The following is a 16,986-nucleotide window of genomic DNA, read 5'->3' on the forward strand; positions in this document are numbered from 1 at the left end:
CAGCATTGCTGTTCAACCCATTTGCCAACGCAGCGTTGGCGCAGACGCCTGAAATGCCCAGTCCGACCGACACTACCCCCATCGATATCGCCGGCCATCAGGTGCCCGTCGTCAAAGGCGGCCTGTACGACCGCTTTCGGTCCAACCCGCCACTATCGGTAATCGCCGCCGAAATACCAGGCGTTGATCTGAGCTGGTTCAAGAGCCTGGAAAAGAACAAGGTCGAGATAGGCTTCGAGTCGTTTTCGCCCAACTTCTACTACCAGAACAGCCAGGTTACGGCTGTCTACACGGCCGACCTCGACCGGCTCCGGGCGCTGATGCCGCCCGAACTGGCAGCAACGGTGCAACCGCTGCAGATCTGGCCGGGGCGTGGCCTGATCGCGTTCACCGCGTATACCTACGAGCATTGCGATAACGACTCCTACAACGAGGTGGCCGTGTCGATCATCACCAACAAACCCGGCAAAGCCAACCTGGGTCCGCTCACATTGATTGGCCAGTCAATCTCGGGAGACTTCTGGGGTTACGTGCTCAAGTTGCCGGTCAATACAGAGTTGGCACGGGTGCGCGGTGTCGTCGGTTACAACCTGCCGAAGTGGCTGACCGGCATTGACCGCAAAGAGAGTGCGCAATCGGTGGTCTATGACATCACCGACAGCCAGACCGGCAAGCTGGACCTCTCCTTCACCGCGAAAAAGCTCGAGAAGTTATCCCGCAATGTCAAAATCATCACCAACAGTTTCACCAACCTCGATCACCAGGGCCAACTGGCCTACGGGTATGCTGTTTCCCGCCAGCTCAGCCACGGTTCCAGCCGTGACGCCGATGCGGCCATCCTCACATTGGGCGACGGCAGCCTGTCGAACTACATCCGCTCCCTGAAGCTGGGGAAACTGCTGAAGTACGAATACGTACCGCAGTTCCAGAGCGCACTCTATGCGCCAAAACCGCTCGCTACGCTGGTTGGCGAGCGCTGAGAGCCGGGACGCCCGTCAGGCCCCGTACGCCTGGCGGGTGGTTCTCTTCCTGGCGGCCCCTGCCGCACGCTTGCCCGAAGCAGGCGCCACGCCCTCTTCGCGCAAACGATTGATCAGCATTTGCGCATTGTCCGCACACGCCATGCCCTCGGGTTTGCCCTCGATGCCCTTGATGACCAGCAGCAGTTGCTCCTTGTTCTGGGCCAGCCGCTGCTGCAGGACTTCAATTTCCTCGACCTTTTGCTTGAGGCCACCCAGCAACTGATCGTGTTGCCAGCCACTGGCATTCATCGGCATCAACTGGCGGATTTCATCCAACGAAAAGCCCGCTGCCTGGGCGCCGGTAATGATCTCGAGAACCCATTCGGTATCCGGTGCGTAATCGCGATATCCATTTGCCTTGCGCTCGACCGATTTGATCAGGCCACTGGCCTCATAGAAGCGGATGCGAGAAGGCGCCAACCCGCTGATTTTCGCCAATTCACCAATTCTCATACCTCACCCCTAAAAACCGTTGACCTTGAAGTTGACTTTAAACCTAAAGTCATAAAGCGGCCAAGCTGCCCAGGTTCAATGCATTGCTCCACCGTCATGGGCTCATGGGTAGACGCAGATCAATCGACAAACACAGCCTCTGCAACACCTATGGAATGGGCTGCACTTCGTTCATCAGGGCCAAGGCCGAATCTCGAGTCGGTCGAGGCCATACCTTCACTCAGGAGATACGAACATGGGATACGTCACTACGCGGGACGGTGTTGAAATCTTTTACAAGGACTGGGGGCCACGTGATGCCCAGGTCATCTTTTTCCATCATGGATGGCCGCTCAGCGCAGACGATTGGGACGCACAGATGCTCTTTTTCCTGGACCACGGCTATCGGGTCGTTGCCCACGACCGACGGGGGCATGGGCGCTCCAGCCAGGTCTGGGACGGCCACGACATGGATCACTATGCCGACGACATTGCCGCCGTGGTCGACCACCTCGGCGTACAAGGCGCCGTCCATGTCGGACACTCCACAGGCGGGGGTGAGGTCATCCATTACATCGCGCGCCACGGTGAAGACCGGGTGTCGAAGGCCGCCATCATCAGCGCCGTGCCGCCGCTGATGGTTCAGGCTGCGAACAATCCTGGCGGTTTGCCCAAATCGGTTTTCGACGACCTGCAGAGCCAACTGAAAGCCAACCGCGCACAGTTCTATTACGACGTTCCGGCAGGACCTTTTTACGGCTACAACCGCCCAGGTGCGAAACCGTCCGAGGGCATCGTGTGGAACTGGTGGCGACAAGGCATGATGGGCTGTGCCAAGGCACACTATGACGGGATCGTGGCGTTTTCTCAGACCGACTTCACCGAGGATTTGAAGGGTATCAAGATCCCCGTACTGGTGATGCACGGGGACGATGACCAGATCGTGCCCTATGAAAATGCCGGAGTTCTGTCCGCCGGACTTCTGCAAAACAGCACCCTGAAAATCTACCCCGGCTTCCCCCACGGAATGCCGACAACTAATGCCGATACGATTAACGCTGATCTACTGGCGTTCGTGCGTAACTAAACCACTGGGGCGGGTAAAGACCCGCCCTTGCTGGCTTAAAGCTTGGGGCAAAGACCGAGTCGTCGCCCTCGCCCGCGAGCCACGCTCAATGAAGTTGCAAGGCAGCTAAATAGCCGCCCTCGGAAAACACTAGACTACGAAACACCCGCCGAACGAGTTAGCCAATCTGTTGCATCGACCGGTTGAATCCACAGCCAGAAGCGGTCACTGCATAAACTCGGCGCACGCGAACCGGCAAACCGGAACGCCTGCGGTGTCCACGCTCTGGAAAAAGACTCAGGTGCCCAAGCACTTTAACAACAGGGCCAACACCCAATCCTCTTGCGAGGCCAATGCCGTGCTGATCTCCTCGCATCTCCCATTCAGAGACAGCAGGTTGCCAGCCAGTACTTCTCCACTGGACATGCACATATCCAAAACAATACTAAAAACCCCGTTACCTACCTGCTTGCTTTCAAAAACAAGCTCAACCTCTTTAGGGAAGATCGTCACGTAGACGAAGAGTATTCCATTCGCGTATGTGTAGTGGCCATGATTTCTTTTGAGTAAAACATTCTGGCTTTTCGAAGCCTTCACATAAACATTATCTAGAAACCTTTGAAGGATGAGCAAAGGCTCTGGCTTTTCAGTGCTCATTGGGTTTCCTTGCGAGCAGTAGACTTCAACACGCCATTCTAACCAACATCGACGGCGCCCGAGCTGCACGATGCGCAAGGGCGGCCATCTGCGGGTCATTGCCCTCTGTGATGAGTAGTTGTTCTTAGCTATCAGCTTACCAGCCCAGGGCCTCGCCCCCCCAACAACCAGCTCGCCAAATGCAACCAAGGTAGCGAGAATAGGACCTCGAACCCCTACCTGAATCTGCACTGACCGCTTTCGGCCGATTGCTGCTGCACGATAAGAGTAAAAGATGGAGCTGTATGATGATTGATAGCCTGGAGGTTCAAGAGTTCGATTACCTTGAACAGGCGTTACTTGAAGCGAGCGTGCCTTTCAGTGAAATAACACGTCAGTACGCACGCTATTTGCTCAGTCTGATCGACGGCGGTGTACTTGCTAGCATTTCCACCCCTAAGTTGAAAGTGCTGATTCCATACATCGAAAAAAGCATCCAGCGAGAACCTATAGAAAGCGATGGGGATCTCCGGAGAAGGCTTGTACTAGAACTCTGGACGGTAGAGCAACAGCACCGTAAATCAGATGAAGACTTTGCGAACCTCATACGCTGTGTACTTTTTTGCTTTGCAACAGAAGAGTGCTGGATAGAGGAAGGCACTGGGGACGCGACACCTATCTATCTTTATTTTCTGGCTCTAAAAAAAATACTACCTGGCACAAGAAAAGCCTTTATCAAAAGCTTTCAAGATTTTATTGCAGCCAACGGGAAATACACGTTTCACGAATAGATTGGCCCGGCCGGGCATCTTTAGATTCACTGCGCTGAAACGCCGCCAGACGGGCCTTGGCGGGCCGAAACTCTCTCCTCCCCCAAAAGCGGGTTCGGCCACATGATCCAAAGCACTGAAACTGTTACGCCCGGTCATGCCCGGACATCCACATACATTTGATGGAGCAGCCTGCGGCGAATCTCTGGACCGGATCCTGGGGCAGAACGATGGTTTCCTCGAACACGCCGGGATGTTCGCCATTCCTCGCGGTATATCTTAAAATGCGCGGTTGCCGAAGAACCGTCATGACCATAGCCATGAAAGGCTTCCATTCTTTACAGATAAGTGTGGTCAAGATGAACAAGCCTTTCATTACACTGTGCCCTGAAATTACTCGGGCGCACGCGCTGACATTGATGGATTGGTTGGAGGATGAGCGCGTTACCTGCTTTCTGAGCGATTCGCGTCACGTCTCCCGCTCCATCGAACAAGTCATCGATCGGACTCAATTGCCGATCCTGACCCATCTATTCAACCGGGACGGCCGGTTCTTCATGGCCTATGACCGGCATGACGCCCCGGTGGGCTTTGTCCGTCTGGTCAAGACCGGCTCCAATTGCGAGATAGTCCTGGTCATCGGAGACAGCGACAAATGGGGCCGGAACCTGGGCGCCCGCACCATCCGCGAAGGCATGAAACTGGCCTTCCTCGACATGCGGGCCGAGAAGCTCATCGCCAAGATCCACCCGGACAACACGCGCTCGCTGAAAGCCTTTCAGCGCAGCGGCTTTGTGCTTGAAAGCGAAACGCCGACATTGAAATCATTTTCCATGACGGCCGAGCGCTATCTCCAGTTCTTGCGCGAAGGTACCGTTGTCGACTCCACCGAGATCTACATCACTGAAATCGACAAGGCCAGGCTCGAGAGCCTGATCGTGTTCGAGCAAGGCCCGACGATTGTTGAACTCGAACATGAGCTTGAGCGAGCCATTGTCGTCAAGCCCCAGCAGGTGGCGCGCAACGTCATCACGATGAACTCCAGGGCCTTGCTGCAACTGGACGACGAAGAGATCGAAGTGGCCTTGGTCTACCCTGAAGACGCGGACAGCACCGCAGGGAAGCATTCGGTGTATTCCGATATAGGCGCCGCCATCCTTGGCTATCAGGAGGGGGACACCATCGACTGGCGAATCTCTGATCGCACCCGCCGGATTGAAATCAGGAAAGTGCTTTACCAGCCGGAGGCTGCGGGGGATTTCCACCTGTAATTGCGAACTTTGCTTAGTGTTCGGCCATCAAGCGCGAGGATTCCCCAAAGGAGAGTGCCGCGCTTTTCGTGCTTGAGCGGCCCGCTGATTTGGTCAAATGCAGGAGGCGGTAGAACAGGTCTAGCCGGCTATCGGTGTTGATGACTCAACCAAAGATAAAATAAGCCGCCGCCGCGATCAGTCCCACACTCAACGAAACAAACGACACAAAAGACACCCATTGAAATGCCTTGGTGGTCTCCACCGTAGTGGAGAACGCCATGGGCACAAACGTCAGCGGATTGACCACGCCACCAAACATCACCAACGCAACGACCCAGTCGGGAAGCTGAGGATTGGCAAGCGCGGTGACCGCCATCACCGTCCCCATGATGATCCAGTCCAGATGCGCCTGCCGCACGCGCATCGGGTTGACCACACCTAGGGCACGGAGCTTGGCTGGGTAGTCGACGGAAGCCAGAACGGCAAAGCCGGAGAGCGCACCCAACATGATGGATAAGAGCGCTGTAGCCAAAAGTACATGAACCATGAGTTAGCCTTGATGATTCCGGGCCGGCCTATGCACGGCCACCCGGAATATAGGGTTGAGGAGATATTCAGTCGTCGCGCAGCGTTAAACCTGTACGTACGCGTCGATCAATCGAGAGCTCGAAGACATCCGGGCGCAAGTAATGACCTGCCACATCGAGGTCATGGTGCTGGGCATCGATCTGCGCAAGGTCGATGGTTGCCAGGACAATTCCAGGCTCCCCAAAGAGCGGTGCCGTCACCCAGGAACCATCTGGAGCGACCACACCAGATCCACCATTGAACAGTAAACGCTCCTCCAGTCCGTTGCCGCCAACCCCAAGGCGGTAAGCCGTCAGTAACTCGGCTGGCACATCAGCAACGTTCAGGTACTGGCCAGCGCAAAGCACAAAACAGCGCCCTTCGAAGGCATAGGAACGGGCAGCAACATGGTGCATTTCCGTCATGTCCGGCCATGCCGCCACATGAATCTGTTCGTCTTGTGCATGCAGGGCCTGGCGCGCCAGCGGGTGCCAGTGCTCCCAGCACACCAGCCCTCCCACGCGACCAACCGCGGTATCGACCACCCGTAGACCTGCGGCATCACCGTTGGCCCATACCGTGCGTTCGGTGTGGGTCGGCGTCAGTTTGCGGTGCACATTCAAAATGGTCCCCTCCGGGCCAATAGTGACTAGAGAGTTGTAGAGCGAGCCGCCGTGGCGCCGAGAGCGCTCGTTCATACCCATCACCACGGTGACTGCGTTAACACGCGCAGCCTCGCGAAGCACCGCAAGGTCATCGTCCATGTCGTCAGGCCGGCCAATAACCGGGCTGTCCGCCAGTAGCTTGGCGTACCAGAACTTGGCTTGCGCATCGTCCCAGCCCGCCATTCCAAATATCCATGCGGGGTAACAGCTCAACCACGTTTCCGGGAATACCACGAGTTGCGCCTCCTTGAGCGCAGCACTCTTGATATGTTCGGCTGCCAGGCGCATCGATTCGGCTCGATCAAGAAGAGCCGCAGGCATTTGCACAATAGCGACTGTTTTTTCGCATTTGCTGATCATCTAAAAACCTTTTTCTGATGGTCGTTTATCGGTGAGCGTTCAGCCGGCAATACCTTCAAGCACGAGCTGACTTTGGCGTTGCGCTGCGATCTCCGATGAGCGTTCGAGGTTGCGCGCCAACCCGAGATACAGGCCGCCGGAAATCAACAAGCCGGGGATGAATGCGATATCCGCACCGCCCAGTGCCGCAGCTACTGGGCCAACGAAAAACGGAAGCGAGAAGAACGGCACCATTGCGACAAAACCAACCAGATAGGCCAGTACACCTCGCCAGGCCCAACGGCCATATACGCCGTGCGGATTGAATATTTCGGCGATGGCGTATTCGCCTTTGCGAATCGCATAAAAGTCGACGAGGTTGACCGCCGTCCATGGGATGAGGAAGTACAGCATAAGCAGTACAAAGCCATTGAAGCTGGCCATATAGGCATCCGGTAACGCCAAAGCGATCACCAGTGACAGCAGGCCCACTACGCTCAGGCCGATCACTCTCACGCGGACACCGGGGCGTACTGGACGGAAGCCGTCCACCGCGCTGATTCCAGTTAGCATGGCGCCATAGCTATTTATGCCGGTGACCGACAACTGCGCGACGGCCCCCACCAACGCGACGAATATGCCAAAGCCAGGGAAGAAATAATTACCGGTTTGCACCAGCGAAACGATGCCATCGGCGCCCGGTATATAGCTGGACAACACCGCTCCCAGCGACATCAGCCATATCGCCGACGCAGTCGCGCCCAAATACGTCCAGAAGATCAGCCTGGGGCTGGACGAGTCTTGAGGCAGGTAGCGCGAATAATCGGAGACATACACCGAATAGCTGATGTTGTACCCAGCAGCAAGTGACAACTGCACGAGAAACGCAGTGGTGTTCCAACCCGAGTTCACCGGTATTGGAGCTGCCGCGGGCAGTGCAGTAACAGCCATCAACGTCACGATGCCAAACACGGCAATTAGCAGATACGTGAGCCAACGTTGCACAAAGTGCAACAGGTCATATCCCACCAGTGCAATCACGATGCTGATCGCAATCAACATGGGGTACCAGAACCACGTCGAGCCCGGCAGAACCAGCTGTATGGCCTGAGTGACCAAAATGACGCCGAATACTATAAAACCGATGTAAACAAAGATGGTCGCCGCAAACGGCACAATGGCACCGCGGCTACCGAATTGCGCACGAGACTGAATCATCTGCGGCAAGCCCATCTTGGGGCCCTGGTTGGCGTGCAAGGCCATGAACACGGTGCCAAAGCCAGCACCTATTACAATCGCCAGTACGCTCCACATTATGCTGAGCCCCATGCTTGGCCCAACAAAGCCGACCATCATGGTGAGAAACACAAAGTTGCCGGTAAACCAGAACGGGCCTTGGTGCCAGACCTTCCCGTGCCGCTCTGCACGAGGCACATAATCGATTGAGCGAGCTTCAATGGCGGGCCTGCTCGATCCGCTACTTCGTTGAGTTGCCATACCGCACTCCGTAATCGTTATTTTTGTTCTGGGTGAAGTTTTGCTTGTGTGGGCCGCGGCAGTGGCTCCCCTCCCCGCAACACTGCCGACCAGCAGCACCGCGAGTATCGGAAGAAAAAAATGGCTGGTAAATCCTGCAGTACGGAACCTGACTTACTCGAAATCGCAACTAAAAAACGGCCTCTTTCGGTACAGTTCAGTCGCATTGATTCGCAAGGTAAATTTGCTGGTATAAGGGCTGTCCCTATAGCGTTTGTGTCTCTACATCGGAGGTTTTGATGCTCACTAATCTCTCAGACGTGGATCTGCGCAAACTGCGCATCTTTTGCACCATCGTCGAGGCTGGAGGCTTCACTGCCGCGCAGGTACGCTTAAATACCAGCCTGCCTCGCTTGAGCACATTGGTGCGAGATCTGGAAATTCGCCTCGGCTACTCCCTCTGCCGTCGTGGCAAGAGCGGCTTTCAACTTTCCGAACAAGGCGCCCAAACTTATGCAGCGGCGCAGGAACTGTATGCTGATATCGACCGCTTTCATCGGCGGGTAGTCATGCTTAACGAAAAGTATCCAGAGTTCTTGCAGATTGGCAGCGTCGACAACCTGCTTTCGCTAGACCAGGCACCGCTGCCGCAGGCCCTCGCTTCCTTTCGCCTGGTTTCGCCCAGTACCCGCATCGACCTGCAGGTAATGCGTGCCGACGAGCTTGAGCAAGCCGTGCTCGAAGGGCGTCTGCACCTCGCCATCGGTTGTTTTAACCACCAGCTTTCAGGCCTGCATTACCAAGCGCTGTTCGAGGAAGAACAAAACCTGTATTGCGGGCGGGGTCATCCTTTCTTTGCACGTCCCGACGAGCATTTTACGGACGAGGAGATCGGTGCCGCAGATTACGTAGACCGTGGCTACATGCTCGAAAGCCGCCGGCCGCACAAGTTGCGCTTCGGCAACTCGGTAAGCGCTTTCTCCATGGAAGCCATTGCCACACTGATTGCTTCCGGCACCTGCATCGGCTACCTACCGACCCACTACGCCGATATCTGGGTAGCACGTGGCATGTTGCGTGTAATTGCACCGCAGCGGCTGAGGTATAACGCAGCATTTCACAGCATCACTCGACAAGGGCAAGTCCCGACAGAGTCACTGGCCAAGCTGATGCAAGCGTTGCAGGCCGCAAAGCACTCGGTGACATTGAACTCGAGCACACAAGTTTGAAAAATGACAAACAACCCCGTCCGTCGAAAGCACTTTTCCATACCTTAGGCAAATGGCTGTCGCATACAGCGCCTTTCATCCGCTCATGATTATTTCCTCCACTTAAGTGGAGGACTGCAGAACAGTAATAAGTCCACGCAAAGCGGTACGTTGTGATCGGCTGCTTTTAGCCGAAAGCGGTCGTGACCAAACAGGATTTGAATGTTGCTATGACTAGATAACCAAAACATTCCATAGCAGTAAGGGCAATCACATAGCACCCAATCAAAACTTAAGCGCAGGCGGTACAAACCCACGCAAGTGGATCTGTGCTGCCATTTGAGGGTCAAGACTACGGAGAGTGGTTGTCCGCTGACGACCATCAGGAAGACAAACTTAGCGCCGCCAGCGTCGACGCGCAGAAAACAATGAATCTGTGCTGCACAGCAGCAGGCATTACTGCTCTGGCCCGCAGCACCACCGAGACGCGTGTACCCCACGAAAAGCTGCGCGGGGCAGCCACACCTGGAGCAACGTTGAATGCTCAGATTGGCCCGCTCGCGCAACTTGTTTTGGGGTATAGAACAAGATGGAGCCCTTTATATTTTCCTGTTCAAAGCGTCGATTGTCAGTCGGACATGATGCAGACAGTGGTCAAGCCTATGAACCGTAGGCAGGGACTCATCTCTGGACAGCTCCCAGTCTCCCAGCATTTCGCATGCAGCCTTGGCGGCAGAGACTGCGCTCATAAGGTGACTGATATAAATAAGCTGCTGGTTAGTTACCATGTGGGAACTGATTATGTTCGTTACCAACGTATCAAGCCCCTGCCACTTGGCCACGTGACCATTCTTGCAATACCTGCGGGCGGTTTCTCTTGCCTCCAAGCAAAGACGCTCGCTCGGTTGAGAACGCTCAAAGAACGGACTGTTTGCAAGACAATCTTGAATTTCAGACTGAAGCTCATCAATCGGCTTGATGTTTCCGAGCATAGAGGCAAGCAGAAGGCCGACCTCCTTCGAAATCAAAGTAGCAGCAGTTCTAATGATCGCGTCAGTACGCCGCTGAACCTCTGCAGTATTTTTTTTAGAGTGAAAAACAGGAAAAGCAGCAGCGCCAAAAATAGCCAGAATAGACCCAACAGCTTGCGCCCAGTCAGCGGCCTTATCCTTCACACCAAAAGCATCCAACACAACAAACAGTGCCCATCCCAACGCTCCTATAGCCAGAAATGCCCAGACAACCCATACGCTGGCGACTTTCATTTCTGGAGGCATGCTGAATTTCTTCATGCGTCATGGCTCCCAGCCATCAAAAAGCGCTCAGCATGCCCATTCCAAAGCCTCCCGTCTATGAAGGAGGCCGCGTGAATGAGCTGGCTCTTTTCGCAGGTGCTGGTGGCGGAATACTCGGCGGCCACCTCCTCGGATGGCGCACCATCTGCGCCGTTGAACGTGATGCCTACGCCGCACAGATTCTGGCGCAACGACAAAACGATGGAGCCCTCCCAACTTTCCCTGTTTGGTCTGACGTGTGCAGTTTTGACGGAAGACCATGGAGAGGCCTTGTTGATGTGGTTTCGGGGAGATTCCCCTGCACCAACATATCCATCTGCGGGGACGCCTCCGGCCTGAACGGTGAAGCAAGCGGATTGTGGGTGAAGCAGCGCCGAATCATCGATGAAGTACGACCCCGCCTCGCGTACATGGAGAACTCGCCAATGCTCACTTCTAGGGGGCTTGGACGCATTCTCGGGGACCTGGCCGAACTGGGGTTCGATGCACGATGGGCAGTGCTCAGCGCATACGACGCCGGCCTGGATCACAGAAGGGACCGTATCTGGATTGTGGCAGACGCCAACGGCTTCGGACGGGAAAGGCAGCGCTCTACCAGAGACCGCCAGGAAGCGAGCCGAAAAGTCCTCGCGAGGTGTACGCCTGCCCGAGCACTTAACCCTTCTGGGCTTGCTGCCTGGAGGGCGGCACAACCCAGAGTTCAGCGAGTGGTTGATGGGCTGGCCACTGCAATGGACAGACATCGCGCCATTGGAAATGGCCAAGTTCCGCGAGTGGCAGCAACAGCATTTTATGCACTTTCCAAGTGAGGTGGCCGCATGACCACTAACAACGCCCTGAATACAGTTAACGCACTGCAGAGTGAAACACTTGACCAGGACGAACTGCACACCATTACCGGGTATCAGCTCCCATCCAAACAGATCCAATGGCTAACCAACAACCATTGGGAGTTTGTTCTGACCGGTGCCCGGCGACCCATCGTTGGCCGGGTTTACGCCAGGATGAAGTTAGCCGGCGTTAAACCCTCTGCAGCTAGTGCCGTGACTGAAGTCTGGTCACTCAACCTTGCGAATGTGAGCTGACCCGTGCGCAAGAGAACCACAGCCAACCGCGACCTGCCGCCGCGCATGGTGCGTCGTATCAGAAAGGGCAAGAACGGCCAGATCTGGACGGCGTATTACTACGACGGCAGGGACGCCGCCGGCAAACGCAAGGAAATCCCACTGGGCACCGATCTCGATCAAGCCAAGGTGGAATGGGCCAGGCTGGAGCGCAGAGCGCCACCCAAGCCCAACCATCTGATGAGCTACGCATTCGACCGGTACGAAAAGGAGATCATCCCCGGCAAGTCGATCCGTACCCAGTCGGACAACCGCAAGGAACTCAAGCAGCTCAGGAGAGCCTTTGAGAACGCACCTATCGAATCGATCACCCCCCAGGTGATCGCCCAGTACCGCGATGCCAGAACCGCCAAGGTCCGGGCCAACAGAGAAATCGCCCTACTCTCCCACGCGTTCACCATCGCCCGAGAGTGGGGCCTGACCGACAAAGCCAACCCGTGCTTCGGCGTTCGCCGCAACAAGGAAAAGCCCAGGGACTACTACGCCGGCGAGACCGTATGGAATGCGGTCTACGCCGAGGCGGTGCAAGAACTGAAGGACGCAATGGACCTGGCCTACCTGACCGGACAACGCCCCGCAGACGTGCTCAAGATTGCCGCCACCGACCTGAACAATGGGTTCTTGCTGATAGGCCAGGGCAAAACCGAAAAGCGCCTGCGCCTGCGGCTGGAGGAGGAAGGCATCCAGTCCGGGTTGAGCGCTTTTATCGAGGATCTACAGGAACGCAGAGCGATCAACGGCATTAGGACGTCGACGCTGATCACCAACGCTTCAGGGCTACGAATGAGCCAGCAGATGCTACGCAACCGCTGGGACGATGCGCGGGAGAAGGCCGCCATAAAGGCTGCGGCCGATGGCGATCCGGCACTGGCAGTCAGCATCCGGCAGTTTCAGTTCAAGGACATTCGGCCGAAGGCAGCTAGTGAGATTGAGCTGACGCATGCAAGCCGATTGCTGGGGCATTCAACCGAGGAGATGACCAAGAAGGTCTACCGGCGAGTTGGTGAGATTGTTAAACCTACCAAGTGATTCTTTATTTCAAAATATTGTAACTGACAGCTAACGCCCAGAAGCGGACATATAACCTGCGGAGCTTCTTGATTCTATACAAAGCAGTAGGAGCGGCTCACCGACGTCTAGGTGGGACTTTCTCACATATCTTCAATTGCCCAGCGAGTGATGTCCTGTTCAAACTTCTCCAGCCCAAAGCTAGCCAGATGGGGGGCAAGCATTCGCACCTTGCCGAGCATTTCGTTCAGGCTTTCTGAGGGCAAGATAGCCCATTTGAGTTTCGATGAAATCTGGATCGGAATACCGTACTCATCGAGTGCGGTCAGTAGAGGTTCGTGAAAGAGATTCTCCAACTGCTCTGCGAAAAGCGCGAAGTCTCCGTGATCAAGGCCCGCCATGCCGAAGATGTCCTCCTGAATCCGGCTGATAGCCATGAAATCCCGAGGCAGCTTGTAGCACATGATGTTTCTGATGAGCCTGAGCCTTTGTCCAATCGCCTCGCTTGGTGTGCGGCCTTGATGATCTTCGTTGATGGCCTGCTGGAGATAATTAGGAAAATCCTTCTGGCCGATCCGCAGCGCGTTAATGTGCCAGTGCAGCTGTGACCCCGAATGAATGTTGTAGTCTGCAAGCTTATGCGGAAGGTGATCATAGACCAGCTGACAGAGATACTCCTGCTGATGAGGCTCTGGAATGCCATTCCAGTTCAGCAATTCTAGGCTTCTGGGGTGCTCCCGGAGGATTCGTTCGGCAACCTCAATCTGTCGTTCGATCGGAATGTATCGATTCTCGACCAAGGTTGTTTGAGAAAGGCCAGGAGCAGAATGACCGCCGACGCGCTGAAGAGAGAGATCGGTCAGGTACTCCTTCTCAAGCTTCAGTAGCATACCCATCGGGGAGTTTTCATCTTGCAGACCGACTGGGTACTCGACGGTCTGATCCGTCTCCACAGGAGGGCTCTCAAGCATGTACACCTTGCCGATGAAGTATTGGTTCATGCGGCCAGCACGCCCCGAGATGTTCTTGAACGTGAAATGGTCAAAGGGCGTGTTGCTGACCCGGCGATCGTAGATAATGACACTCTCGGCTGAGGTGTTTACGCCCTCGATCATCGTCGACGTACAGATGATGTGCCGGATTACTCCCTCGTTGAATAGCTTCACGAAGTACTGTTGCAGGGCGCGTGGAACGCCCCCATGGTGGATGCCTATTCCCATGGAAATGGCCTTGGCCACATTCCACAGGGGGTGATAGTGCTCGGATATCCATTGAGCGATGGGGGCAGTGGCCTCCACTAGGGCAAACTTTCCCTCATCGATTAGGAATTGGGCGACCCGGTTGGCGCTGGCGGGTGACTGGCAGTAGATCAGCGTAGGACTGGTGATCTGGGCGCACAACTCAAGTAACTTATCCTTTCGGGCACTGCCGTTGAACGGAAGGTTGAAGTAGTGCACGTCTACTGCAACGGTCGCAAATGTGGACGGAATGAAGTTGTATTCGTAGGCGTCTAGTCCCTGGATATTCTGGATGTGCGGTCCCAGGAGATAGAACTGCGCCCTCTGCTTCGCAAGCTTGTGGAAGGCCAGACTCAGGTCGATTGCGCGGCCGTTTTCATGACCATCACTGGCAAGATCCAGCTTGTAGAATTCGTCGACAACGACGAAATCGACATCGTCTAAGTCATCACGCTGGAGCACTCTTTCCTGAGTGAGCAGATAGACGTTGGTAACGTAAGGCACAGCCTCCTGGCTCTGGTGTGTGATCACGTTGCAGTGTGATCGGAAGCGTCTGGTTAGCCTGCGCCTGGTCTCATCGATCAGCGCGATGGTGGGCACGATCACCACGACCTTTCGGAAGTTCTTTTGCGCAAGGACAGCATCAATCACGAGGCTCTTGCCAACGCTAGTCGACGCACTCAGGACAACGTTTCTGCCTTGCATCAGCAGGCTGAAGACATGAGCCTGTAGTCGATGGAACACCAGCCCTTTTTCAACCCCTTCGACGCGGTGCATTTCAACAGCGAGTCGGTCAGAATATGAGATCTCGTCTAGATATTTGGATATATACGGGAAAAGCCCAACAGCGCGTACCAGGCTGAACAGCAAGGATTGCTCGACCTCGTCAAACAAGGCAAGCTTGTCTAGGGCGCGGATCACCAGATCACGCCCCTCCCATTCAGGGTCAGATTCATTGACGATCAAGGTGAGCTCCGAAAGTAGCTCGATCCTTGAACCGCTATCTGCAGTCAACGACTCCAGCTGGCTTTTTACATTTTCGTAATTCATCAACGGTACGCTCCACAAATCGAATCGAACTCTGCGATCAAATCTACGGTGCTCTGAATGGGAACTAAGTAGACCACTACGCGAACCTGATCGATTTTCGAAGTGAGCTTTCCAGTCAATGTCCTGTAGTGCTCGGTGACCTCGGCCTTGAGATTGATGATGTACTGGGCCAGGTAACCGCCGGCCAATGTGTTGCTGTCATAGGCAAGGAGAATGGGGAAACACAGCACCTTCAGAAGATCTTCCGCCCTGGCGTTGCGACTGAGCGCGGCTTTAAATTTTTCGGCGGTTGGCCGGTGGTGCTGAGGCTCTCGTAATGTAACGATGATGTTCCTTTCAGCGATCAGCGCGGCCTTCGAAATGGTGGCGTCGAGCACCCTGCAGATATCATCAAGGCTATCGTCCATTTTTCCCGTAAAGATCATCCTCGACAGGCCAAGCCATAGCTCATCAGGTCGCCCGCGCTCCTGCACGACATGGGCATTACCGAATTCAGAAAGCTTTCCCTGTTCTTCAAAGAAGACCTTGCATGCGATCGGTTGGCTGCCGTGTTTGCTACGCAGGATGGAGTGAAGAATCACCTCTGCAAGAAACCTCTCGCGCGGCAGTGAGGTCCCATTGATCTTGCCGACAGACTTAGCCAGTACTTCTCTTGAATGGTGTACCTGGAAATTGGCGATTTCGCTGGCACGCAGGCAGAATTCTGGAAGCCACTGAACCAAGTGCTCGGCAAACTCACGACATTGCCATTCATCAAAATCGTACTGAACATCAAAACCAGTAAGCGATCTCAAAAGACTCGCATCAGAGGCCGAGTGGAACTCCACCAAAAACGGTTCCGGCTTTGTCCGGTAGGGTTTAGCGTAGGATGCTGCATCTCGCTCTGCAGCTTGGAATAGCGCCTCCAAGCGGTCAAATGCTTGCTCTCGCGTGATGACCTTGTTAGCTGCCTCTGTGATCACATTTGCAGTCGCCGCCTCGTCAGTCCACTCCAGGAGCTCTGCGTATATCTTTTTGCACTGACTGTGATTCGGTCTCATGCCTTGTTGCTCAGCAAGCTCGAAAAGCAGCTTCATGTTCATGGCTTCCATGGAATCCATAGAACCACAAACCTGCCAGACAAAGTTGTCTGCCCAGTAGTTGAAATCGCGTTTTTGATCAGAAAGGGTCTTGGGAAATTTTTTAGCTAGCATGGAGCCACGCGAAGTAGCCTCGTCGGGAAGAACCCGCTTTTCTAGCTCGACGGTGAAGCATCTCAAGACGGTGGCAACATCGCGCTTGGAGACGATGCGAAATCGAGCATCCCCTGGGCGTTTGTCGCACAGGAGTGATTTTTGAAACAGCGACGTATCTGGTTTGCGGCTGTCTAGCTTAGTACTCTGATCGAGGTTCCACTTCTTTTCATCTTCCGTGGTTTTGACCTGTATGTACTCATTAATCAACGTCTCGCCCTGGTAGTAGACCGCGACGATGTCATCCGCCGTTTCGCACTCAACCTGAACGTAATTGCTGTCGGCGAGCATCTTCAAGATGAAGGACGCAGCAACATGATCTTGATACTTGAAGCCTTGCCTCGCTGCAGGCCCCCCCTTGTTCGATGGACGCAAAACCTTTGCCATAACATCCCTGCTTGCTTATCTCGATCGGGGTGTCGGCCACCCATGTTGGCAAAACGCTACCACATAGTTGCTCACAAGACAGCTGGACAAATGGGGGAAACAGGGGAGGTAAGTTTATATTAGTGGGCAAACTGAACAATTCTGACCGAAAACAGTCGTGATCCAACGCGATCTGAATGCTGCACTAGCCAGAGAACCAAGACACAACATTGCAACAA

The 16,986-nt window shown here is 54.9% G+C and carries 16 protein-coding genes; 8 read left to right on the plus strand and 8 right to left on the minus strand.

Annotated features, from left to right (window positions below; translation table 11 throughout):
• Nucleotides 1-53: 53 nt before the first annotated feature.
• A complete protein-coding gene (locus tag A9971_RS00385) occupies nt 54-980 on the plus strand; it encodes an acetoacetate decarboxylase (ADC) (protein ID WP_404944717.1) in 927 nt (308 codons plus the stop codon).
• A gap of 15 nt (nt 981-995) precedes the next feature.
• On the opposite strand, the gene A9971_RS00390 is transcribed toward A9971_RS00385, so the two are convergent.
• Nucleotides 996-1,475 carry a MerR family transcriptional regulator gene (locus tag A9971_RS00390; protein WP_019092743.1) on the minus strand — a complete coding sequence of 160 codons (480 nt, stop codon included), beginning with the start codon at nt 1,473-1,475 and terminating at the stop codon, nt 996-998.
• A 235-nt stretch (nt 1,476-1,710) separates the two neighbouring features.
• On the opposite strand from A9971_RS00390, the gene A9971_RS00395 reads away from it, so the two are divergent.
• Nucleotides 1,711-2,541: an alpha/beta fold hydrolase gene (locus A9971_RS00395; RefSeq protein ID WP_183001715.1), complete on the plus strand. Its 831-nt coding sequence runs from the start codon at nt 1,711-1,713 to the stop codon at nt 2,539-2,541.
• A gap of 276 nt (nt 2,542-2,817) precedes the next feature.
• On the opposite strand, the gene A9971_RS00400 is transcribed toward A9971_RS00395, so the two are convergent.
• Nucleotides 2,818-3,177: a hypothetical protein gene (locus A9971_RS00400; protein ID WP_041774288.1), complete on the minus strand. Its 360-nt coding sequence runs from the start codon at nt 3,175-3,177 to the stop codon at nt 2,818-2,820.
• A gap of 287 nt (nt 3,178-3,464) precedes the next feature.
• On the opposite strand from A9971_RS00400, the gene A9971_RS00405 reads away from it, so the two are divergent.
• Together A9971_RS00405 and A9971_RS00410 are read left to right on the plus strand one after the other, a co-directional pair.
• A complete protein-coding gene (locus tag A9971_RS00405; protein WP_183001716.1) occupies nt 3,465-3,947 on the plus strand; it encodes a hypothetical protein in 483 nt (160 codons plus the stop codon).
• Between the two features lie 287 nt (nt 3,948-4,234).
• Nucleotides 4,235-5,197 (plus strand): bifunctional GNAT family N-acetyltransferase/nucleoside diphosphate kinase regulator, encoded by a 963-nt coding sequence (locus tag A9971_RS00410; RefSeq protein WP_080644459.1) that lies wholly within the window; start codon nt 4,235-4,237, stop codon nt 5,195-5,197.
• 145 nt (nt 5,198-5,342) lie between these two features.
• On the opposite strand, the gene A9971_RS00415 is transcribed toward A9971_RS00410, so the two are convergent.
• The 3 genes from A9971_RS00415 to A9971_RS00425 all read right to left on the minus strand — a co-directional run bounded on the left by A9971_RS00415 (nt 5,343) and on the right by A9971_RS00425 (nt 8,247).
• Nucleotides 5,343-5,726: a hypothetical protein gene (locus tag A9971_RS00415; protein WP_011061741.1), complete on the minus strand. Its 384-nt coding sequence runs from the start codon at nt 5,724-5,726 to the stop codon at nt 5,343-5,345.
• A gap of 67 nt (nt 5,727-5,793) precedes the next feature.
• The gene (locus A9971_RS00420) at nt 5,794-6,771 is read right to left on the minus strand and encodes a carbon-nitrogen hydrolase family protein (RefSeq protein ID WP_183001717.1); all 978 of its coding nucleotides are present in this window, start codon (nt 6,769-6,771) and stop codon (nt 5,794-5,796) included.
• A gap of 39 nt (nt 6,772-6,810) precedes the next feature.
• Complete coding sequence (locus tag A9971_RS00425; protein WP_011061743.1) at nt 6,811-8,247, minus strand: cytosine permease; 1,437 nt, start codon at nt 8,245-8,247, stop codon at nt 6,811-6,813.
• Nucleotides 8,248-8,525: 278 nt separating this feature from the next.
• Here A9971_RS00425 and A9971_RS00430 point away from each other — a divergent pair, with 278 nt between their 5' ends.
• On the plus strand, nt 8,526-9,455 hold the full coding sequence (locus A9971_RS00430; protein ID WP_019092750.1) for a LysR family transcriptional regulator: 930 nt from the start codon (nt 8,526-8,528) through the stop codon (nt 9,453-9,455).
• A 578-nt stretch (nt 9,456-10,033) separates the two neighbouring features.
• On the opposite strand, the gene A9971_RS00435 is transcribed toward A9971_RS00430, so the two are convergent.
• The gene (locus tag A9971_RS00435; RefSeq protein ID WP_183001718.1) at nt 10,034-10,726 is read right to left on the minus strand and encodes a hypothetical protein; all 693 of its coding nucleotides are present in this window, start codon (nt 10,724-10,726) and stop codon (nt 10,034-10,036) included.
• Nucleotides 10,727-10,761: 35 nt separating this feature from the next.
• Between A9971_RS00435 and A9971_RS00440 the strand changes: the two genes are divergently transcribed.
• The 3 genes from A9971_RS00440 to A9971_RS00450 are packed head-to-tail and all read left to right on the plus strand — an operon-like array spanning nt 10,762 to nt 12,882.
• Nucleotides 10,762-11,538: a DNA cytosine methyltransferase gene (locus A9971_RS00440; RefSeq protein ID WP_220803198.1), complete on the plus strand. Its 777-nt coding sequence runs from the start codon at nt 10,762-10,764 to the stop codon at nt 11,536-11,538.
• A gap of 9 nt (nt 11,539-11,547) precedes the next feature.
• Complete coding sequence (locus A9971_RS00445; RefSeq protein ID WP_110722766.1) at nt 11,548-11,814, plus strand: DUF4224 domain-containing protein; 267 nt, start codon at nt 11,548-11,550, stop codon at nt 11,812-11,814.
• 3 nt (nt 11,815-11,817) lie between these two features.
• Nucleotides 11,818-12,882, plus strand: coding sequence for a tyrosine-type recombinase/integrase (locus A9971_RS00450; protein WP_183001720.1), 1,065 nt, complete (start codon nt 11,818-11,820; stop codon nt 12,880-12,882).
• 122 nt (nt 12,883-13,004) lie between these two features.
• Here the strand turns inward: A9971_RS00450 and A9971_RS00455 are convergent, their stop codons facing one another.
• A complete protein-coding gene (locus A9971_RS00455; protein ID WP_183001721.1) occupies nt 13,005-15,149 on the minus strand; it encodes a DEAD/DEAH box helicase in 2,145 nt (714 codons plus the stop codon).
• Nucleotides 15,149-16,768 carry a dsDNA nuclease domain-containing protein gene (locus A9971_RS00460; protein WP_183001722.1) on the minus strand — a complete coding sequence of 540 codons (1,620 nt, stop codon included), beginning with the start codon at nt 16,766-16,768 and terminating at the stop codon, nt 15,149-15,151. Before A9971_RS00460 ends, A9971_RS00455 begins: the two co-directional genes overlap by 1 nt.
• Nucleotides 16,769-16,986 lie beyond the last annotated feature (218 nt).

Origin of the sequence: Pseudomonas sp. UME65 (genome assembly GCF_014170225.1) — a bacterium.
Classification (GTDB): domain Bacteria; phylum Pseudomonadota; class Gammaproteobacteria; order Pseudomonadales; family Pseudomonadaceae; genus Aquipseudomonas; species Aquipseudomonas protegens.